The 19,753-nt window shown below is 71.3% G+C and carries 18 protein-coding genes, 1 tRNA gene and 2 pseudogenes; 15 read left to right on the forward strand and 6 right to left on the reverse strand.

Annotated features, from left to right (window positions below; translation table 11 throughout):
* Window positions 1–55 precede the first annotated feature (55 nt).
* The 10 genes from AMK33_RS14145 to AMK33_RS14190 all read left to right on the forward strand — a co-directional run bounded on the left by AMK33_RS14145 (window position 56) and on the right by AMK33_RS14190 (window position 13,175).
* A complete protein-coding gene (locus tag AMK33_RS14145; RefSeq protein ID WP_073933163.1) occupies window positions 56–793 on the forward strand; it encodes a CIS tube protein in 738 nt (245 codons plus the stop codon).
* Window positions 793–2,703, forward strand: a complete 1,911-nt coding sequence (locus AMK33_RS14150) for a VgrG-related protein (RefSeq protein WP_073933164.1) — start codon at window positions 793–795, stop codon at window positions 2,701–2,703. The genes AMK33_RS14145 and AMK33_RS14150 overlap by 1 nt, the downstream gene beginning before the upstream one ends.
* Window positions 2,703–3,161 (forward strand): GPW/gp25 family protein, encoded by a 459-nt coding sequence (locus AMK33_RS14155; protein ID WP_073933165.1) that lies wholly within the window; start codon window positions 2,703–2,705, stop codon window positions 3,159–3,161. Before AMK33_RS14150 ends, AMK33_RS14155 begins: the two co-directional genes overlap by 1 nt.
* Window positions 3,161–5,119, forward strand: coding sequence for a putative baseplate assembly protein (locus AMK33_RS14160; RefSeq protein ID WP_073933166.1), 1,959 nt, complete (start codon window positions 3,161–3,163; stop codon window positions 5,117–5,119). The genes AMK33_RS14155 and AMK33_RS14160 overlap by 1 nt, the downstream gene beginning before the upstream one ends.
* Window positions 5,116–5,712 (forward strand): phage tail protein, encoded by a 597-nt coding sequence (locus AMK33_RS14165; protein WP_073933167.1) that lies wholly within the window; start codon window positions 5,116–5,118, stop codon window positions 5,710–5,712. Before AMK33_RS14160 ends, AMK33_RS14165 begins: the two co-directional genes overlap by 4 nt.
* Window positions 5,709–7,193, forward strand: a complete 1,485-nt coding sequence (locus tag AMK33_RS14170; protein ID WP_073933168.1) for an NADase-type glycan-binding domain-containing protein — start codon at window positions 5,709–5,711, stop codon at window positions 7,191–7,193. Before AMK33_RS14165 ends, AMK33_RS14170 begins: the two co-directional genes overlap by 4 nt.
* A gap of 221 nt (window positions 7,194–7,414) precedes the next feature.
* The gene (locus AMK33_RS14175; protein ID WP_073933169.1) at window positions 7,415–8,869 is read left to right on the forward strand and encodes an FG-GAP-like repeat-containing protein; all 1,455 of its coding nucleotides are present in this window, start codon (window positions 7,415–7,417) and stop codon (window positions 8,867–8,869) included.
* 256 nt (window positions 8,870–9,125) lie between these two features.
* Window positions 9,126–10,577: an FG-GAP-like repeat-containing protein gene (locus tag AMK33_RS14180; RefSeq protein ID WP_073933170.1), complete on the forward strand. Its 1,452-nt coding sequence runs from the start codon at window positions 9,126–9,128 to the stop codon at window positions 10,575–10,577.
* 38 nt (window positions 10,578–10,615) lie between these two features.
* On the forward strand, window positions 10,616–12,040 hold the full coding sequence (locus AMK33_RS14185) for an FG-GAP repeat protein (protein WP_073933171.1): 1,425 nt from the start codon (window positions 10,616–10,618) through the stop codon (window positions 12,038–12,040).
* Between the two features lie 118 nt (window positions 12,041–12,158).
* A complete protein-coding gene (locus AMK33_RS14190) occupies window positions 12,159–13,175 on the forward strand; it encodes a Yip1 family protein (protein WP_073933172.1) in 1,017 nt (338 codons plus the stop codon).
* Window positions 13,176–13,232: 57 nt separating this feature from the next.
* Here the strand turns inward: AMK33_RS14190 and AMK33_RS14195 are convergent, their stop codons facing one another.
* On the reverse strand, window positions 13,233–13,730 hold the full coding sequence (locus tag AMK33_RS14195; RefSeq protein WP_073933173.1) for a phosphoribosyltransferase: 498 nt from the start codon (window positions 13,728–13,730) through the stop codon (window positions 13,233–13,235).
* Window positions 13,727–14,302, reverse strand: coding sequence for a dCTP deaminase (gene dcd / locus AMK33_RS14200; protein ID WP_073933174.1), 576 nt, complete (start codon window positions 14,300–14,302; stop codon window positions 13,727–13,729). Before dcd ends, AMK33_RS14195 begins: the two co-directional genes overlap by 4 nt.
* Window positions 14,303–14,811: 509 nt before the next feature.
* Between dcd and AMK33_RS14210 the strand changes: the two genes are divergently transcribed.
* Window positions 14,812–14,885 (forward strand) — tRNA-Gly (locus tag AMK33_RS14210).
* A 197-nt stretch (window positions 14,886–15,082) separates the two neighbouring features.
* A pseudogene (locus AMK33_RS14215) lies at window positions 15,083–15,346 on the forward strand (NUDIX hydrolase); the annotation flags it as partial.
* A 594-nt stretch (window positions 15,347–15,940) separates the two neighbouring features.
* Here AMK33_RS14215 and AMK33_RS14220 read toward each other — a convergent pair.
* On the reverse strand, window positions 15,941–16,300 hold the full coding sequence (locus AMK33_RS14220) for a helix-turn-helix transcriptional regulator (RefSeq protein ID WP_073933483.1): 360 nt from the start codon (window positions 16,298–16,300) through the stop codon (window positions 15,941–15,943).
* A gap of 107 nt (window positions 16,301–16,407) precedes the next feature.
* Between AMK33_RS14220 and AMK33_RS14225 the strand changes: the two genes are divergently transcribed.
* On the forward strand, window positions 16,408–16,815 hold the full coding sequence (locus tag AMK33_RS14225) for an STAS domain-containing protein (RefSeq protein ID WP_235618097.1): 408 nt from the start codon (window positions 16,408–16,410) through the stop codon (window positions 16,813–16,815).
* 501 nt (window positions 16,816–17,316) lie between these two features.
* Here the strand turns inward: AMK33_RS14225 and AMK33_RS14230 are convergent.
* The 3 genes and pseudogenes from AMK33_RS14230 to AMK33_RS14250 all read right to left on the reverse strand — a co-directional run.
* Window positions 17,317–17,520 (reverse strand): annotated as a pseudogene (locus AMK33_RS14230) (winged helix-turn-helix domain-containing protein); the annotation flags it as partial.
* Window positions 17,477–17,773 (reverse strand): hypothetical protein, encoded by a 297-nt coding sequence (locus tag AMK33_RS14235; protein ID WP_327379184.1) that lies wholly within the window; start codon window positions 17,771–17,773, stop codon window positions 17,477–17,479. The gene AMK33_RS14235 and the pseudogene AMK33_RS14230, both read right to left, overlap by 44 nt.
* A 481-nt stretch (window positions 17,774–18,254) precedes the next feature.
* Window positions 18,255–18,533 (reverse strand): hypothetical protein, encoded by a 279-nt coding sequence (locus AMK33_RS14250; protein ID WP_073933177.1) that lies wholly within the window; start codon window positions 18,531–18,533, stop codon window positions 18,255–18,257.
* Window positions 18,534–18,613: 80 nt separating this feature from the next.
* Between AMK33_RS14250 and AMK33_RS14255 the strand changes: the two genes are divergently transcribed.
* Together AMK33_RS14255 and AMK33_RS14260 are read left to right on the forward strand one after the other, a co-directional pair.
* Window positions 18,614–19,369 carry a GntR family transcriptional regulator gene (locus AMK33_RS14255; protein WP_073933178.1) on the forward strand — a complete coding sequence of 252 codons (756 nt, stop codon included), beginning with the start codon at window positions 18,614–18,616 and terminating at the stop codon, window positions 19,367–19,369.
* A 27-nt stretch (window positions 19,370–19,396) separates the two neighbouring features.
* Window positions 19,397–19,657, forward strand: coding sequence for a cold shock domain-containing protein (locus tag AMK33_RS14260; protein ID WP_073933179.1), 261 nt, complete (start codon window positions 19,397–19,399; stop codon window positions 19,655–19,657).
* Window positions 19,658–19,753: the final 96 nt, after the last annotated feature.

The raw sequence follows: 19,753 nt of genomic DNA on the forward strand, positions 1-19,753 counted from the left end.
ACCGGCACCACAGACAACGCACCACACCGAACACCGAGGACGGAGACGAAGGACCATGGCAGCCAAGGGAGGCAAGGGCTCCAGGGGCGGAGCGGGCAAGAGCCTGGTGCGGGCCACGCTGGCCATCCACGAGCCCCCCATCGGCGACAGCACCACACCGGGCGGTCTGATCAAGACCTTCGACTTCGACTTCAACCCGGCGCAGCTCACCCTCACCCGCCGCGCCCAGTGGAAGAGCACCCCGTCCGCCGCCCTGCGCGACGGCCCGCTGCCCGAGTTCATGGGGGCCGAGGGCCGGAGCCTGTCGATGGAGATCTTCCTCGACTCCTCCGGCGACCCCGGTGACAACAGCGTGCTGAAGAAGGTCGAGGCGCTGTTCTCCTGCTGCGAGGTGACCGCCAAGAGCATCGCGGCGGACCAGCCGTCCACACCGTGGGTGGTGTTCGAATGGGGGTCGTTCTCCACGGCGCGGTTCACCGCGTACATCGGCAGTGTGGGGGCGAACTACACGCTGTTCGGCACCACGGGCGTACCGATCAGGGCGGCCTGCCAGGTGGAGCTGAACGAGATCCCCAGCCAGACGAAGGGGCAGAACCCGACCTCGGGCGCGCTCACCGCGCGGCGCGTGCACCGGGTCGTGGCGGGCGACACCCTGCAGTCGCTGGCCTGGCGGGAGTACGGGGACGCCGCGGCCTGGCGCTCGATCGCCGAGGCCAACGACATCGACGACCCGTCCCGGCTGCCCAACGGCACCGAACTGATCCTTCCGGCGGCCGGGGAGGTCGCGTTCTGATGGTCAAGCCCTCCTTCTCCAACATCGTCGACGTCACGTTCGACGGCAAGCCCGTGCCGCCCTACTTCGCCCCGCTGCTCGTCGGCGGCTGGGTCGACCTGGGTGCCGGGGTGCCCGGTGCCTTCCGGGTGACGTTCCGGGACGCGCACGGGCTGGTGCTCGGCAAACTGGGCATCAGGTTCGGCACCGAGGTGGTGATCTCCCCCGTCGCCCACGGCAAGGGCGCCGGCGACCCGCTGCTGACCGGCGAGGTCACCGGCATGGAGACCGACTACGACGGCACCGGCACCTTCACCGTGATCCGCGGCTACGACCGCGGCCACCGCATGATGCGCCGCCGCCGGGTCGCCGCCTACCGCAACCAGACGGCGTCCGACATCGCCCGCACCCTGGCCGGCCAGGACGGTGTCGCCGTCGGCGAGGTGCAGTCGACCAGGACGGTCTACGAGTTCATCAGCCAGGCCAACGTCACCGACTGGGACTTCCTGTCCCGGCTCGCCGACGAGAACGACATGGTGATGTCCCTCGACGCCAAGGGGAAGTTCCGGTTCGTCAAACCCGACCCGGCCTCCGGCGCGCCCCCCACCAGCACGCCCGGCGAGAAGAGCCCGTTCGTCCTCCAGGCCGGCACCGACGTGCTGCGCTGCCGGGCCGCGGTGACCTCCGCCGACCAGTACGGGCGGGTCGAGGCGCGCGGCTGGGACGTCGTCGCGAAGAAGGAACTGACCGCGACCGCGCCCACCACCGCCAACCCCGGCATCTCCATCGGCACCACCCCGCAGAAGGCCGCCTCGGCGTTCGGGATCGTCACCCTCGTGGAGACGGAGAAGCCCTACGACCGGCAGAACGAGGTGAAGTTCGCCGCGGACTCCCTCGCCGACGACGTCACCTCGTCCTTCGCCGAGCTGGAGGTCGTCGTGCGCGGCAACCCCAAGCTGCGCCCCGGCGTCCCCGTCACCCTCACCGACGTCGGCGCCCCCTTCGAGGGCAAGTACACGGTGACGTCCGCCCGGCACGTGTTCGGCGACGGCAAGCACTACGAGACCTGGATCACCGTCAGCGGCCGCCAGTGGCGCTCCCTGTTCGGGCTCACCTCCGGCGGCGGAGGCACCGGGGCGGCGGCCGCCGCACCCCGTCTGCCCAGTGTCGCCAACGCCCTGGTCACCGACGTACAGGACCCGCTCAAGCAGGGCAGGGTCAAGCTGCGGTTCCCGTGGCTGGACGACACGTACGTCTCCGACTGGACCCGTACCGTGCAGCTCGGCGGCAAGCGCGGCGGCGGGATCTTCCCGCTCGACGTGGGCGACGAGGTGCTGGTGGCGTTCGACCGGGGCGCCCTCGACCACCCGTTCGTCGTCGGCGGGCTCTACAACGGCGTGGACAAGCCGTCCCCCGTCCGGGACGTACCGCTGCACGACGGCGTGAAGCGGCGGGCGATCCGGCACACCCTGTCCGACCGCGACGCCAACCGCGTCGACCTGCTCAGCCAGACCACCGGCGCCCGCAAGCAGGGCGTCCGCGTCGCCTCCGGCGACGACAAGCTGATCATCAACCTGGACCGTACGAAGACGGAGATCACCGTCGACAGCAAGGGCACCGTCGTCATCAAGGGAAGCCGCTCGGTCTCCGTCGAGGCGGGCACCGACCTGACCCTGAACGGCAGGCGGTCCGTCACCATCAAGAGCGGCGGCCCGCTCACCCTTGAGGGCCGCGGCGCGGTCAGCCTCAGCTCGGCCGTCGGCGCCGTCAGCGTCGACGCCAAGGGCGCGCTGTCCCTGAAGGCCATGGGCCTGGCCACCCTCTCCGCGATGGGGAGCGTGCAGATCAACGCGGCGGCCGCCGTGGGCATCCGGGCCGCCACCGTCCCGGTCATGGGTCTGCTCACCGCCAACGGAAAGCCGGTGATCTGATGGCCGAGCAGTTCGTCGGATCCGGCTGGGCGTTCCCCCTGCGCATCGGACCCACCGGGGGCATCGCCCTGGTCAGCGGCGAGAAGGAGATCGAGGAGGCCATCCGGCTGGTCCTGGCCACCGCGCCCGGCGAGCGGCCGATGCGCCCGGAGTTCGGCTGCGCCATCCACGACCTGGTCTTCGCCCCCGTCAACGAGGCCACCGCCGGCCGCATCCAGCACGAGGTGTACGCCAGCCTCGACCGCTGGGAGCCGCGCATCGAGGTCGAGGAGGTGGAGGTCACCGCAGGCCCCGGCGAGGGCGTCCTGCACATCGACGTCCGCTACTCCGTCCGCGGGACCAACAACCCGCGCAGCCTCGTCTTCCCCTTCTACGTCATCCCCTCCCACGACGAGCCCGGTACGAGCGGCACGGCCGGTACGGGCGAGTCGGGCCCCCTCCCCGAAAGCGACCGCTGATGGCCCTGCCCTCTCCCCACCTCGACGACCGCCGCTTCCAGCAGTTCGTCGACGACGCCAAGCGTTACATCCAGCAGCGCGCCCCGGAGTGGACCGACCACAACGTCTCCGACCCCGGGGTCACCCTGGTCGAGGCGGTCGCGCACATGGCGGACCAGATCGTGTACCGCCTCAACCGGGTGCCCGAGAAGAACCACCTGGCCTTCCTCGACCTCGTCGGCATCACCCTGTTCCCGCCCACCGCCGCCCGTACCGACGTCACGTTCTGGCTGTCCGCGCCGCAGGACGAGCCGGTGGTGCTGCCCGAGGGCACCGAGGTGGCCACCACCCGCACCGAGCGCGACGAGGCCGTGGTCTTCGCCACCGAGCGCGAACTCACCGTCGTGCCCAGCTCGCTCGGCCGACTGGCCGTGCAGAACCGGGGCGAGCCGGTCGCCGACCGCACCGACGACCTGGCCGAGGGCAAGGACGTGCTCTGCTTCGCCGAGGCACCCCGCCCCGGCGACTGCATGCTGTTCGGCCTGAGCGCCGCCGTCCCGCACTGCGCCGTCGCCCTGGAACTCGACAGCCGCGTCGACGGCGTCGGCGTCGACCCGCGCCAGCCCCCGCTGGTGTGGGAGGCGTGGACCGAGGACGGCTGGACGGAGTGCGAGGTCGACCGCGACGCCACCGGTGGCCTCAACCGGCCCGGCGAGGTCGTCCTGCACGTCCCCGGCGGACACGTCCTCTCCCGCAACGGCGGCCACGAGGGCGGCTGGCTGCGCTGCCGGGTCACCGAGCCCCTCACCGGCCAGCCCTTCTACACCACCTCCCCGTCCGTGCGGGCCGCCGAGGCGTACACCCTCGGCGGCACCACCGGCGCCGTGCACGCCGAGACCGTGCGCGACGAGCCGCTCGGCGAGTCCACCGGCCTGCCCGGCCAGCGGCTGCGCCTGGCCCACGCGCCCGTCGTGGGCGACACCCCGCCCGTCCTGCTGCAGACCGCCGGGCACGACGGCTGGACCGACTGGGAGGTCGTCCCCCACTTCGCCGCCTCCCGCCCGTACGACCGGCACATCACCCTGGACGCCACCACCGGCGAGATCGCCTTCGGCCCCGCGGTACGCGAACCCGACGGCACCCTGCGCCAGTACGGCGCCGTCCCCCCGAAGGGCGCCGTCGTCCGCGCCCGCCGCTACCGCACCGGCGGGGGCAGGTCCGGCAACGTCGCCCGCGGCGCCGTCCGCGTCCTGCGCCGCTCCGTGCCGTACGTCTCCGAGGTCGTCAACCGGGAGGCCGCGCGCGGCGGTGTCGACGGCGAGACCGTCGAGGAGGCGAAGACCCGGGCGCCCATCACCCTGCGCGCCCAGGAACGCGCGGTCACCCTGCGCGACTACGAGGAACTCGCCCGCCGCGCCGCCCCCGACACCGCCCGCATCACCTGCCTGGAAGGGGAGGAGAGCGAGCACGGCGCGTACGCGGTCCGGGTCCTGGTCGTCCCCCAGGCCGTGCCGGACCCCGGCGGGCGACTGCGCTTCGAGCAGCTCGTCCCCGGCGACGCGCTGCTCTCCCGCATCACCCGCTACCTCGACGAACGCCGACTGATCGGCACCCGCCTCGCCGTCGGCCCGCCGTTCTACCAGGGCGTCACCGTCGTCGCCACCGTGCACGCCTTCCGCGGCACCGACACCGACCGGGTGCGCCGCCAGGCCCACGACGCCCTCTACCGCCACCTCGACCCGCTCACCGGCGGCGCCGACGGCACCGGCTGGCCCTTCGGCCGCCCCGTACAGGCCGGCGAGATCTTCGCCGTGCTCCAGCGCGTACCCGGCGTCGAACTCGTCGACCAGGTCCTGCTGCACCCCGCCGACCCGATCACCGGCAAGCGCGGCGAGGCCACCGACCGGATCGACCTGTCCGCCCCGTCCCTGGTGTTCTCCTTCGACCACCGGGTCCGCGTGATCGGGGACGGCGCGTGAGGGGCTCCGTCGACGGGCTGGGCTCCTCGGCGCCGATCGGCGCGACGCTGCCCGCGATCTTCGCCGACGACGATCTGGCGCAGCGCTTCGTCGCCGGGCTCGACGAGGTCCTCGCGCCCTTCCTGGTCGTCCTCGACAACCTGGACTCCTACTTCGACCCCGCGCTCGCCCCGCTCGACTTCACCCGCTGGCTGGCCGACTGGGTCGGCGCCGAGACCGACGGCATCGAGACCGACGGCGCCCCGGCGGACGGCCTCACGGGGGAGCAGCGGCTGCGGGCCGCCGTCGCCGCCGCCACCTACCTGCACCGGGTACGGGGCACCCGGCGCGGCCTGTCCGAAGCGGTGCGCCTGGTCTTCGGCGTGACACCGCGGATCACCGAGAGCGGCGCCGCCGAGTGGCACGCCCGCCCGCTCGGTCCGGTGCCCGGCGACCGCCGCCCGCACCTGCACGTCTCGCTGGCGCTGCCCGACCCGACCGCCGCCGACACCCACCGGCTGGACACCCTGGTCGCGGCCGCCCGCCCCGCCCACATGCCCTACACGGTCGAGGTCACCGCCGCGACCGCCGCCGAAAGGACCACCGACAGATGACCAGCCAGTCCTCCGGACCCGGCCGGGCCGCCCCCAGCTGCGCCGAGTGCGGCACCCCGGCGGAGCCCGGCCAGTCCTTCTGCGACTCCTGCGGAGCGGTCCTCGGCTGGGCCGACGACGGCCGGCCGGGACGCACCGAGCCCACGGCACGGACCACGACGGCCCCCGGCGCCGGTACCGGTACCAGTACCGGGTCCGCCCGGACCGACGCCGGCCACGGGGACGGCTCCGACGACCGGGGCCGTACCGCGATACCGCGGCCCCGTACGGCACCGGCAGCAGCCCCAGCAGCGGCACCGGCAGCGACGTCACGTGCCGACGACCGGGCCGCCGTACCGGAAACGCCCCCGCCCCACACCCCGTACGGACACGACAACGGACACGACAACGGGCACGACGACGGACCGGACCACGTCACCGGAACCGCCACCACCGCACCCGACCGGCCCCCCGTCACACCCCTCGCCCCCCACCCGGCCGACCCGCACGCCACGGCCCCCGACGACGACACCGAGCCCCTGCCGTCCGTGACGGACTCCCCCGAGCCACCGCCGCAGCACCACCACCGCCATGACGACGACGCTGCCGCCGCCGAGCGGGCCAGGTCCCTCCTCGTCCCCGTCGCCGACCCGGAGCCCCGCGCCCCGGACGAGCCCGCCGTCGCGCCGGTCCTGCCCGGACGTCCCGTCGCCCACCGCCCCCAGGTCCGCGCCGTGGGCCCGCAGTCCGACGCGGAGGGCGGCGTCCCCTGCCCCTGGTGCTCCACCCTCAACCGCCCCGAACGGCACTACTGCTCCCGCTGCGCCATGTCGATGACCCGCGGCGAGGACGTCCCGGGACGGCTGCCCTGGTGGCGCCGGATGTTCGGCGCCCGGGACGCCGAGTCGGCCTGGGCGGGCGAGCGCCCACGACTGCGCCGGGGCTTCGGCCACATCTGGAACTGGGTCGTCGCCGCCGTCGTCATCGGACTGGCCGTCGCCCTGATCATGAACCTGGGCGCGATGGTCCAGGCCACCCGCGACCACTTCGCCAAGCGGGCCCCGATCGGCCCGTCCAGCGTCAAGGCGTCCCGCTCCTTCTCCGAGCACGGCGCGCCCCTCGCCTTCGACAAGCTCAACAACACCTGGTGGGGCCCCGGCATCGCGCAGGCCGCCGAGGGCGAATGGCTGGAGGCCACCTTCGACCGGCCGACCCGCCTGCTGGACCTCGTGATCACCCCCGGCACCTCGACCAAGCCGGACCAGCTCTCGAAGTCGGCGCTCCCGCGTCAGCTCGACGCCCAGATCACCCTCGCCGACGGCGAGAAGATCACCCGCACCATCACCCTGGACCAGGGTGCCGGTGGTCAGCGCCGCAAGTTCCGGGTCGGTGAGGTGACCGCCGTGCGCTTCGTCCTGCGCTCGGCCTACGGCGCCGACCCGAAGAAGCAGGTGGCGATCGCCGAGATCGAGTTCTTCGGCCCTTCGAGCAACAACACCTAGGGGCCACCGGGGCCGGCTCCACGCCCGCCCCGGCTTCACCGTTTCGCCATTTCCCTATTTCGACATGTTCACGTACAACCCTCGGGTCCGCTCGGAGGTCTCTTGATCGGCGATCACCCATGAACCACAGGACAACTCGGGGCGAACACGGGTGACATGCCGCACCAGCATCCGTGGACGGCCGTACCCGGCGGCCGTCCCGCACACCGCAGGAGACCTCCTTGCACAAGAACCTCCGCACCGCTCTCGCGACCGCCACCGCGTCCGCGCTCACCGGCGGCCTGCTGGTCGCCATGGCCGGTCCCGCGTCCGCCGCCCCCTCGGGCATCGACAGCGACTTCAACGGCGACGGCTACCGGGACGTCGCCGTCACCGCCCCCCTCGCCTCCGTGAGCGGCAAGGGCAGCGCCGGTGCCGTGACGATCCTCTACGGCTCCCCCCAGGGCGCCGGCGCGAGCAAGACCCAGACCCTCACCCAGGACAGCGCGGGCGTCCCCGGCGCCGCCGAGAAGGACGACCAGTTCGGCGCCCACACCGCCCCCGGCGACTTCAACGGCGACGGCTACGCCGACCTGGCCGTGGGCGCCCCGGGCGAGGACGCGGGCACCGACGCCAACGGCGGCACCGTCGTCATCCTGTGGGGCGGCTCCGGCGGCCTGGCCGGCGGCACCACCGTGTCCGACCCCACCCGCTCCATCCACGACTGGTTCGGCCAGGTGGTCGCCGCCGGCGACTACGACGGCGACGGCAAGGCCGACCTCGCGATCGCCTCGGACATCAACAAGATCGACATCTACCGCGGCGGCTTCACCAAGTCCGGCTCCACCGGCGGCCGCTACACCGTCACCGCGCCCATCCTGAAGGTCTCGGGCACCGACATCTTCAACCTCACCCCCGGCGACACCAACGCCGACGGCCGCACCGACCTGGTCGTCGACGGCTTCGAGGGCGACAGCCAGAGCGACTACTCGTACAACGCCAACTACTGGCTGCCCGGCTCCTCCTCCGGAATCACCACCTCCGGCGCCCAGAAGCTCCCCGCCGGCGTCATCTCCGACATCGGCGACGTGAACGGCGACGACTACGGCGACATCGTCATCGGCAACTCGTGGGACCCCGGCACGGAGACCCCGGGCACCGCCAAGGGCGGATCGGTGGACGTCGTCTACGGCACGTCGTACGGCCCCGACGGCATCGAGCGCGTCAACCAGAACACCGCCGGCGTGCCCGGCAGCAACGAGACCGGCGACAACTTCGGCTACGAGGTCACCCTCGGCGACATCAACGGCGACGGCCACGACGACCTCGTCATCGGCGCGCCGGGCGAGGACCTGGGCGAGTTCAAGGACGCCGGCATGGTCACCGTGATCTACGGCGGGGCCGCCGGCCTCCTGGAGACCGGCTCCCAGTCCCTGCACCAGGACACCCCGGGCGTCCCCGGCGGCAACGAGGAGGGCGACGGCTTCGGCGGCGAGGTCCTCCTCTCCGACGTCACCGGCGACGGAAAGGCCGACCTGACCGTCGGCATCCCGTGGGAGAACGACTCCAACGGTCAGGCCGTCACCTTCAACTCCGACGGCCTGAAGATCAACGCCACCGGCCGCGGCATCGGCCTCGGCACCGTCGGCCTGTCGTCGGCGGGCTACCCGATGTACGGCTTCCACGTCAACGGCTGACCGTCCACGGCTGCTCGAACGCCCCGCGGGCCGGGACCGGCGATCACCGCCGGCCCCGGCCCGCGGCGCACGAAATTCCCGCGCACCGCGCGCACCGGCCCTCTACGGTTCTCGATCATGCGCCGTGCACGCGCACGCCGCCCCCGCACCACCCACGCGCCGTGCGCGCACGCACGCCGCCCCCGCACCACCACGGCACGTCCCCCTCACCCTTCCGGCACGCCGCCCGCGTCCGGCCCCCGCAGGAGAACCCCGCATGCACCAGCGCCCCGCCCGCCTCGCCCTGGCCACCGCCACCGCCGTCGCACTGACCGGCGGCCTGCTCGCCCTGTCGGCCCCTTCGGCCACCGCCGCCTCCGGCCTGGCCGGCGACTTCAACGGCGACGGATACCGGGACGTCGCCATCGGCGCGTCCAGCGCCGACGTGGGCTCCGTCCAGAGCGCCGGTGCCGTCGTCGTGCTCTACGGCTCGTCCTCCGGCGTCTCCGCCACGAGGAAGACCGTCGTCACCCAGAACTCCACCGGCGTCCCGGGCGCGGCCGAGACCGATGACCGCTTCGGCCAGAGCATGGCCGCCGCCGACCTGAACCGCGACGGCTACTCCGACCTCGTCGTCGGCTCCCAGTACGAGGCCATCGGCGACCGCGACGGCGTCGGCTCGGTCACCGTCCTGTGGGGCGGCAAGTCCGGACTGTCCGGCGGCTCGGGACTGCCCCAGCCGTCCGGCCTCGCCGAGTGGGGCGGCTACTCCTCCGGCATCGCCACCGGCGACTTCGACGGCGACGGCGACATGGACGTGACCGTCACCGGCCAGAGCCACACCCACCTCTACAACGGCCCCTTCACCCGCACCGGCACCCCCGTGAGCCACCAGGGCGTCGACGAACTCGGCTCCACCTACGAGGTGTTCGCGGGCGACCTGACCGGCGACCGGAAGGCCGAGCGCGTCTACCCGTTCGGCGTCGACGGCGACTCGGCCGGCGACATCAGCTACTTCCGCCACGACCCGGGCAACTGGGACGCCCACCCCGAATCCGACTACGCCCGCGTCAAGCTCCCGCACGCCGACGGCTCGGACGGCGTGATCGCCGACGTCGACAAGGACGGCTACGGCGACCTCGTCCTCGGCGACTACGGCGACCCGAGCGACGGCAACTCGGTCAACGGCCACACCGGCGGGCAGATCACCGTCTGGTACGGCGGCCCGGACGGACCCGACCCCGACCAGAAGCCGACCGTGATCCACCAGGACACGGAGGGCGTGCCCGGCGGCGGCGAGTACGGCGACCTGTTCGGCGCCGCGCTGAGCGCGGGCGACGTCAACGGCGACGGCTACGCCGACATCGCGGTCGGCGCCCTGGGCGAGGACCTGGGCACCAAGAAGGACACCGGCACCGTGACCGTCCTGTACGGCTCGGCCTCCGGCCTGACCGGCAAGGGCGCCAAGCAGTACTCCCAGGACACCGCGGGCGTCCCCGGCGCGAACGAGACCAACGACGCCTTCGGCATCTCCGTCCGCCTGGTCGACCTCAACAAGGACGGCAAGGCCGACCTCGTCACCGGCGCCGGCTACGAGAACGGCTACGGCGCCATCACCGTCATGCGCGGCACCGCCTCCGGACTCACCACCTCCGGCGCCGTCTTCCTCTCCGCCCGCGGCGTCTCCCTCCAGGGCAACGCCGGCTTCGCCTGGACGATCGCCCAGTGATCCCCCGCCCGCTTCCGCACGCCGCCCCGAGGTCCCCCATGCGCCTGCGCACCGCCGCGATCACCCTCGCCGTTGCCGCCCTGACCCCGTTCGCCCTCACGGCCCCCGCCGCGCACGCCGCCACGGCCGCCGTCCCGTACGACTTCAACGGCGACGGCCGCACCGACCTGGCGATCGGCGCCCCGGACGCCACCGTCGGCGGCCACGCGAAGGCGGGCGCCGTCTCCGTCGTGTACGGCGGCGCCGGCGGCCCGAACACCTCGGCCCGCGCCCTGATCACCCAGAACACCGCCGGGGTCCCCGGCGCCCCCGAGGCCGGCGACGCCTTCGGAGCCGCCGTGGCCTCCGCCGACCTGAACACCGACGGCTACGCCGACCTCCTGGTCGGCGTCCCCGGCGAGGACGTCACCGGCGACACGAGCAGCGGCACGGCCGTCGTCGTCTGGGGCTCGAAGTCCGGCCTGTCCGGCGCCCGGTCCCTCTTCAGCTTCTTCGACGAGGACTACGACCACTACGGCCAGGCCTTCGCCACGGGCGACTTCGACGACGACGGCGACCTCGACGTCGCGGTCGGCTCCACCGGCCCGGTCGTCCTGTCCATCGTGAACGGGCCGGTCACCAAGACCGGCGCGCACAACGGCGGTTCCGGCTCGCGGTACGACTGGTGGTCCTCCTCGCCCGGCGTCACCCACCTCACCTCCGCGGACGCCCCCGGCGACGGCCGCGGCCCGGTGGTCCTGCACGGCCGCGCGGAGCACACCGGCGACGCCGCCACCTCCCTGGCCGACCTGCGGATCGGCAACTACACGGACTGGCTGCAGCGGATGCCGGCCGGGTACGTCTCCGCGGCCGGCGACATCGACGGCGACGGCCACCCGGACTTCGCCGTCGGCAACGACCGGGAGACCTCCGCCGACGCCGGGGGCGCGAAGGGCGGCAAGGTCACGGTGGTCTACGGCGGCCCGGAGGGCCTGGACGCCGACCGCGCCCCGCTCGTCCTCACCCAGGACACCGCGGGTGTCCCCGGCGCCTCCGAGACCGGCGACCTCTTCGGCAGCGGCGTCGACCTCGGCGACATCGACGGCGACGGCTACGCCGACCTCGCCGTCGGCGCCGCGGGCGAGAACAGCGGGGCCGGCGCCGTCACCGTCCTGTACGGCTCGGCCTCGGGCCTCACCACCGAGGACGCCCAGTACTACACCCAGAACACCGCGGGTGTCCCCGGCGCCTCCGAGACCGGCGACCTCTTCGGCACCCGCGTCGTCCTCACCGACCACACCGGCGACGGCCGCGCCGACCTGTCCCTGTCCGCGCCGGGCGAGAACTCCGGCGACGGCTCGGTCTGGTCCCTGCGCGGCTCGGCGACCGGCCTGACGACCACGGGCTCCCTCAGCTTCGGCACGGGCACGACGGGCGTCTCCGCCACCGGCACCCCCCACCTCGGCTCGGTCCTCGGCGGCTGACCGCCGTCCGGGCCCGGCGGCGCCTTCCCCGACCGACGCGGGTCTCCGTCCTCCGTAGGACCGGGCCGCCCCGGAGCCCTACGGAGGACGGACGAACCGGCTGACGTCCCCTTAGGGGATGTCACAGCTCGGCAGCAAAGCCGGGCCCGAACGCCGGGGCCCGGCACGCGACCGGCCGGGACCAGGTACGTTCGAGGACGTGGCTGGATTCAGGATCGGACGCGGCCGGAACAACAACGGCGCTCCTCACGCGCGACCGCAACACCCCCCGCACGGGCAGCAGACGCCGCAGGGGCCGTCGTACGGCTACCCGCAGGCGCCACAGCCGTACCCGCAGCAGCCGTCGTACGGCCATGGCGGTGGTGGCGGTGGCGGCTGGCCGCAGGCGAACGGCGGCCCGGGCGGACCCGGCGGTCACGGCGAGCCGGAGTACTTCGGCGACGGCGCGTACCCGCACGGCGCCCAGGGCGCCCCGCACGACCCGTACGCGGCCAACAACCCGGGGCACACCCAGGCCTTCTCGATCAACGAGGACCCCTACAACCAGGGCGACACCTACCGCGCCGGCACGGCCCCGCCCCCCGGCCCGGCCGGCCCCCGCCTGCGCTGGAAGGACCTGCTCAAGGGCATCGTCCTGTCCCCCGCCCAGACGTTCCACCAGATGCGCGACTACTCGATGTGGGGCCCCGCCCTCGTCGTGACCTTCCTCTACGGCCTGCTCGCCGTCTTCGGCTTCGACACCGCGCGCGAGGACGCGATCAACGCCACGCTGTCGAACGCGATCCCGATCGTCCTGACGACGGCCGTCGCGATGGTGCTCAGCGCCTTCATCCTCGGTGTGGTCACCCACACCCTGGCCCGCCAGCTCGGCGGCAACGGCGCCTGGCAGCCCACGGTCGGCCTCTCCATGCTGATCATGTCCATCACGGACGCGCCCCGCCTGGTCTTCGCCATGTTCGCCGGCGGCGACGCCTCCTTCGTCCAGATCCTCGGCTGGGCCACCTGGGTGGCGGCCGGCGCCCTGCTCACGATCATGGTGTCCCGCTCCCACGACCTCCCCTGGCCGAAGGCCCTGGGCGCCTCGGCGATCCAGCTGGTCGCCCTGCTGTCGATCGTGAAGCTGGGCACGTTCTGACGCGGCGCACATGAAGGAGGGGGCTTCCGACCGGAAGCCCCCTCCTTCTTTCCGCCCTCAGGCGTCCAGCACCTGCCCGGACCGCCTGACGACCGGCGGCTGAACGCTCCACGGGAAGTTGATCCACTCGTCGGTGCGCTTCCACACGTACTCGCACTTCACCAGCGACTGCGTCTTCTCGTAGACCACGGCGCTGCGCACCTCGGCGACGGCGTCGAGGCAGAAGTCGCGTACGAGCTTGAGCGTCTTGCCGGTGTCGGCGACGTCGTCCGCGATCAGCACCTTCTTGTCGGTGAAGTCGATGGCGTTGGGCACGGGCGCGAGCATGACGGGCATCTCGAGGGTCGTCCCCACACCCGTGTAGAACTCGACGTTCACCAGGTGGATGTTCTTGCAGTCGAGCGCGTAGGCGAGCCCGCCGGCGACGAAGACACCGCCGCGCGCGATGCTCAGCACCACATCGGGCTCGTACCCGTCGTCGGCGATGGTCTGGGCGAGCTCACGGACGGCGACGCCGAACTGCTCGTAGCTGAGGTTCTCGCGCATGCCGCTCACACCTGCGTCCGGTGGAAGTTGAGGAAGGACCGCGAGGCCGTCGGCCCCCGCTGCCCCTGGTACCGCGACCCGTAGCGCTCACTGCCGTACGGGTGCTCGGCCGGCGAGCTGAGCCGGAACATGCACAGCTGCCCGATCTTCATACCGGGCCACAGCTTGATCGGGAGCGTCGCGAGGTTGCTGAGCTCGAGGGTCACGTGCCCGGAGAACCCGGGGTCGATGAACCCGGCGGTGGAGTGCGTCACCAGCCCGAGCCGCCCCAGCGAGCTCTTCCCCTCCAGCCGCGAGGCGAGGTCGTCCGGCAGCGTGATGACCTCGTACGTGCTGGCCAGCACGAACTCACCGGGATGCAGGATGAACGGTTCGTCCCCCTCCGGCTCCACGAGCCGGGTCAGGTCCGCCTGCTCGACCGAGGGGTCGATGTGGGGGTACCGGTGGTTCTCGAACACCCGGAAGTAGCGGTCGAGGCGTACGTCGATGCTGGACGGCTGCACCATGGCGTCGTCGTAGGGATCGATACGCACCCGTCCGGCGTCGATCTCGGCCCGGATGTCCTTGTCAGAGAGAAGCACGCCCCGAGAATACGCAAGGCGCGCGGACCGGCCACAATCGGCCACCCCACGCGCCCTCGCTCTACCGCTTGCTACCGCTCGCTACCGCTTCTGAAGACTCACCGGCACGACACTGCGAAGCCGCGCACAGCGCGGACACCGCAGAAGCCGGCCGGGGCCGAGTCGCTCGGCCTGCTGCATCGGAAACGAGGCGGCGGTGAACACGTGCCCATCGGCACAGCGGACGACGGTGCGCTCCATCAAGTCCAAGAGTCCCTTCCCCAAGAGGCCGCGTCCGGCCAACTGCCCTGACGCCAAAAGCCACATTACGGGATCAAAGGAACGACCCTCCAGGCGGCACCCCGCACTCGCGCCACGGCTTCACGGTACGCCCCAACACGTGCCCCCCGCAGCCACATCCACGCCCTGAAACAGGGTCAGGCCCCCGGGTCCTGAACACCGGAGGCCTGACATGGGGTAGAGTGAGCGAGCATCCGGACACCGTCGATTCGACGGGGCCTGGATCTTACGCGGGTGTAGTTTAATGGTAGAACATCAGCTTCCCAAGCTGAGAGCGCGAGTTCGATTCTCGTCACCCGCTCCACGCGAAACCCCCAGGTCATCGACCCGGGGGTTCTTTGTTGTCCAGACCAGTGGGCGGGTGCCGCACCACAACCGCACCATTAGCCCGCCGACAGCTCCTCCTGTGGTGCGCACGGTCGTCGGTGTGGCGCTTCGCACGCTCGGCGCGCACGAGGTCGCCAGTCCTGCGGCGACATCCCGCTGCCGCTCCTCGTCGGCGTGGTGGAGGAGACCGGCACCCACGTCGAGGTCGACGAACTCGCCGGTGTCCACAAGAACACGACCCGCGGCATCGTGGCCCTGGTCTTCCGCTGCAAGCCCTCCGGTGGCACCGAACGCACATCGAGCGAGTCGACAACGATCTCCTGGCTCACACCCGACGAGGTCAGCGAACGCATGGCCGAGGTCTACACGATCAGGCTCTTGGACGCCTTGGACGGCAACGGCCCCCACGTACGAAGCCACAACAGCAAGCAACTGCTCAGCCGGCGACAGAGACGAGTGGCACGCGCCGGCAGCCGAGGCATCTCACTGAGCTGTCCAACGTCCATGGCTTCCTCGAGGAGGTGCGACTTCGCCCCGGCGTGTGGCTGCGCAGCAACTCTCCCCCAGCATCAGGACTCCATACTGATCGGCAGCGATTGGCGTACCCACGATCGAGCTGTTCTTCAGCCTCCTCGATGAGTACCGAGCCGACCGCGACCCAGCTTTGTGGCCCCAACGGGATAAGACTTTCCCTACTTCATCAAGCCCGCGCGAGGCGCGGGCCGGCCCCTTGGGCTCGGCCCCTCTGCGCCTCCGGCGGGGGATCGGCCGGCACCGGGATGGAGGGGGTGCCGTCGCCGACCGCGGGCCCGTAGGGGTGTCTGCGGGTGCTCCCGTCCCGTCCGCCGCCGACCCAGACAGAGCCGAGCAGACGCGGCCCCTGGCGTCCAGGTCGTTCGTACAGTGGCGCGCTCCACCTGGACGCCAGGAACCACGCCCGCTCCACGGTGTGTGGGTCGACGGCGGACGGGATGGGAGCTGGGGTTGGCGGTGGGCCGAGGAAGAACGCGACGGCCGGCGTGTGACCTGGCACTACCTCACAGCGCTCGACCCCAACCGCCCGTACTGAGTAACCGGTTTCCTGACGCGTTCGGTCTCATCCCGCACGAGCAGGGACAGCAGAGAGGCTACTGAGAGGCCGGCTTCTGCCGGGTGCCGCAGCACCTTGTCCGGCTCGATTCGGTAGGTGTTCGTGCGCCCGTCGCGGGTGTGGGAGAGGTAACCATCCTGTTCGAGATCCGAAATGATCCGCTGGACGGCACGCTCAGTGAGTCGGCAGTGGGCGGCGATGTCGCGGATCCGGACGTTCGGGTTATCAGCGATGACTGCAAGTACACGCGCGTGATTGGTGATGAACGTCCATCCGGTGTGAGGTTCGGGCACTCCAACCATGCTCTGCATTTTAAGGCCCACCGTTGCTGGAACACAGATACATGACATACTTTTCAGGTAATCGATGACCTGCTCCCGCGAGGGGGCGGCGAAGGAGGAGGAGCCCGATGGTGCCCTGGGACGAGGCCGTCTCGCCGACGCTCATGAGCGACGCCGACGAGAAGCCGACGCCGAGACGGGCCATCGAGCATGTCCCGGAACAGGCCTCGGTGTACCAGTACGAACGGCGCGGTGCCTGGGTTGTCACCGCGCACGGCTCCTTCGACATGCACACGATCAGGCCATTGGCGGATGCGCTGAAGGCCGCTGTCGGACGGCATCCGAAGGTGGTGTTGGACGCCTCCGGCGTCACCTTCGCGGACTCGGCGTTTTTGAATCTGCTGATCCTCAACCACCAGATAGGCGCCCTGCGCGTGGTCTCGCCGTCACGGCAGGTTCGGCGGCTCTGTGAGCTCACCGGTGTCGACACAGTTCTGGAGGTACGACGGACAGTGGACGACGCCGCCGACTCCTGATGCGCCCTGCACCGAGCCACTGGACGCGCGTCGAGAGGGTCAAGCGGCACCGTCCTGGTTCAGGGAAGGGCGTAGCAAGCGGTTCCAGAGGTCAGAGCGCTTCCCTGTTCTCCTCCGGCGCCTGACCCGACCTGTGCGTTGGAGACAGCACACTCCAAGGCGAGTTGGCCCGGTGTTTGGCCGGCCGTACCCCAGCCGTGCCCGATCGAGTGGTAAGCCACGGGGAAAGCCGGACAGCGTCGGGGCCCTGACATGCAAACGGCCCCTGGCCAACTACCCAGGTCAGGGGCCGTTCTCAGTGCTCATCGCACGGAGGCGGTGGGATTTGAACCCACGGTGACATCGCTGCCACGACGGTTTTCAAGATCGTCGACCGCGACTCAACCATTGAGACTCCGCCGACCTTACGCTTTTCAGCCAAGTTCCCGTTGAGGCGAAGCACGACCGATGAAGACGCAGGCGAAGCAACCCGGACCAACGCCCGACGAACACCCAATGAATCCCCTTGCCGTGGGTCTTCTCGACGAGGCCTTCCGCCTGGAGTACGGCGAGGGCGTTCCGCAGCGTCGGTGTGCTGACCATGTACTGCGCGGCCAGATGCGCTTCAGAAGGCAGGCGTTCGCCGGGCTTGAGCCGACCGGTGGCGATCCGGTTCCGGAGGTCATCGGCGATGGTGTCGCGTCGCGAGGGCACGGGCGGGATCACCGCCTCTCACTCGCACGAGCCGCAGGGCGACGAGCCGGGTCATCGTGTGGACGGTCAGCAACTCACCCGAGTCGAAAACGAGTCGCTTGGCTCCGCCGGGCAGTTGGAAGAGGTCGGTCACCCGGCACTGCTGGCCCCCGACCTGGATGACGTCGCCGAGCTGCACGCTGGTCGAGGTGATCTCGACAGGGGAAAGCACCGCGCCGCTGAGTGCCGGCCCCCTCACCATGCCGCCTCCGCCGGTACCGAGCACTTGACGATGGTGTGGCACGAGCAGTCGCAGGTCTCGTAGATCACTGGCACGTCGACCGGCGCGGTGGCCGGGGACGACTCCGCGCAGGCGTGGTGTGTGCCGATGCGGCAGGAGGTCGACCGGTAGGAGTCAGGCCCGGGTTGGGTGCTGTGGGGTTGTTGGCGGGGAGGCATCAGCGGTCACCCGCCGCGGCGTACCAAGGGCCGGCGAGGGGAACGTAGCTCACGGCCGCCGAGCAGTGCCGTGCTCGTGCCTCACTGGCCAGTACGTATGGGCGGACGAGCGCCGTCTCCTCGCCCACGAGGACGCCCGTGTGCTCGCGGTGCCGACGCAGGAACAGCACTGCGCCGTAAGCGACTTCCGGGGACACGGCCACCGGCCGCGCAGGCGTTTCGGAGCGGCGGTGCCGACCCTTGTGGAGGTACCGCTCCCTGAGGCGCGAGGCGGTACGGCGGATACGATTGAGCACGGTGTTCAGCCCCTATCGCTGATGACCCGGTCCCCCCGACATCGCCCGTCGCGGGGACCGTTTGCGTACGACCGCCCAGAGGGTGCGGTCGTTCGAACTGGTGGCGAGGAGGCCGAAGCGGTCGGCATCGGCCACCGCTTCCAGGACCTCCCGCCATGACTCCGCGGAGAGTGGTTCCGGCACCTCCGCCTCGATGGCCGTGCAGTCGTCGCGCTCCTCCACGCGCGTGGCGAGCCCGACGGCCGATAACCGGGCTGCGATGGCCTCCGCGCGCACCTTGGAAGCAGGCACAAGACAGCCCTCCGGTTAGCGGCGATCACTTTGAGTGAAGCTAGTTAACTAAATTAGAGCTAGTGGACTAGATTTTCCATATGCCTGAGCAACCGCCCTACCTCCGCATCGCCGACGAGCTTCGACGGCGGATCGCGGAGCACGAGTGGGAGCCGGGGGACCGACTGCCCTCCCGCGCCCAGATCGGCCAGGAGTACGGCGTCGGCGACAACGTGGTGCGCCGGGCACAGGAGTTGCTGATCTCCCAAGGTGTGCTGGAAGGCCGCGCCGGTTCCGGCACCTATGTCGCCGAGCCACGGCAGCGCGTACGGGTGGTCCGGTCATCGGCACGCGAGCAGCTCAGCGGCTCCCCGTTCCGGGTGGACATGAAAGCCGTGGGCAGGCAGGGCGACTGGGAGAGCCGGACCGAGGCCAAGGTTCCGGCGCCGGTGGAGATCGCCGCGCGTCTCGGTATCACCGAAGGTGAGCTGTGCGTGCGGACGACGTACGAGTTCCTGGCGGACGGCAGGCCGGTGCAGCTGTCGACGAGTTGGGAGCCATATGACCTCACCGCCGGCACTCTCGTCGTTCTTCCCGAGGGAGGCCCGCACGCGGGAGCGGGTGTCGTGAACCGCATGGCCGCGATCGGCATCGCGGTCAGCCACGCCGTGGAGCAGCCGGAGCCGAGGCAGGCGACCGCCGAGGAGGCGTCGTTGCTCGGCGTCCAGAGGGCTGCCCTGGTCACGCACATCCGGCGGACGTACTACAGCGACGACGGTCGCCCAGTGGAGACGGCGGACATCGTGGTGCCCGCGGCTCACTGCGAGATCGTCTACGAGATTCCGATCAACCGGTGATGGCGCCATACGCGAAGGGAGCGGCAGATGGGTCGCCGCAGAGGGCCCCGTAAGGACACCGCAGTCGTGACCGCGACGGTGCGCGAGTGGAGCGACGAGGAGGGTTGGGGTGTCCTCGACTCGCCCGAGACTCCCGGAGGGTGCTTCGGCCACTTCTCCGACATTCAGGTGTCCGGCTTCCGCACGCTGTCACCAGGGCAGCAGGTCGATCTCACCTGGGAAGCGCCCGGCTTCAAGCAGGACGGATACGACTACCGGGCGGTGAGCATCGTTCCCCGCGCTGTCTGACATCCACGGCTGACATCGACGAGGCCGGACGGCGGTATACGACAGCGCCCCCGGACGACCGTCGGACCAGCCGACGACGGCACCAGGGGCGGGCGT

Origin of the sequence: Streptomyces sp. CB02400, from assembly GCF_001905725.1 — a bacterium.
Taxonomy (GTDB): Bacteria; Actinomycetota; Actinomycetes; order Streptomycetales; family Streptomycetaceae; genus Streptomyces; species Streptomyces atrovirens.

Bases quoted from the DNA above. Each gene is read 5' to 3' on its own strand.
- AMK33_RS14180 (WP_073933170.1), top strand. From the start codon at position 9,126: ATGCACCAGCGCCCCGCCCGCCTCGCCCTGGCCACCGCCACCGCCGTC.
- AMK33_RS14150 (WP_073933164.1), top strand. From the start codon at position 793: ATGGTCAAGCCCTCCTTCTCCAACATCGTCGACGTCACGTTCGACGGC.
- AMK33_RS14170 (WP_073933168.1), top strand. From the start codon at position 5,709: ATGACCAGCCAGTCCTCCGGACCCGGCCGGGCCGCCCCCAGCTGCGCC.
- AMK33_RS14255 (WP_073933178.1), top strand. From the start codon at position 18,614: ATGCCTGAGCAACCGCCCTACCTCCGCATCGCCGACGAGCTTCGACGG.
- AMK33_RS14260 (WP_073933179.1), top strand. From the start codon at position 19,397: ATGGGTCGCCGCAGAGGGCCCCGTAAGGACACCGCAGTCGTGACCGCG.
- AMK33_RS14160 (WP_073933166.1), top strand. From the start codon at position 3,161: ATGGCCCTGCCCTCTCCCCACCTCGACGACCGCCGCTTCCAGCAGTTC.
- AMK33_RS14185 (WP_073933171.1), top strand. From the start codon at position 10,616: ATGCGCCTGCGCACCGCCGCGATCACCCTCGCCGTTGCCGCCCTGACC.
- AMK33_RS14220 (WP_073933483.1), bottom strand. From the start codon at position 16,300: ATGGTTGGAGTGCCCGAACCTCACACCGGATGGACGTTCATCACCAAT.
- AMK33_RS14225 (WP_235618097.1), top strand. From the start codon at position 16,408: ATGGTGCCCTGGGACGAGGCCGTCTCGCCGACGCTCATGAGCGACGCC.
- AMK33_RS14155 (WP_073933165.1), top strand. From the start codon at position 2,703: ATGGCCGAGCAGTTCGTCGGATCCGGCTGGGCGTTCCCCCTGCGCATC.
- AMK33_RS14145 (WP_073933163.1), top strand. From the start codon at position 56: ATGGCAGCCAAGGGAGGCAAGGGCTCCAGGGGCGGAGCGGGCAAGAGC.
- AMK33_RS14190 (WP_073933172.1), top strand. From the start codon at position 12,159: ATGTCACAGCTCGGCAGCAAAGCCGGGCCCGAACGCCGGGGCCCGGCA.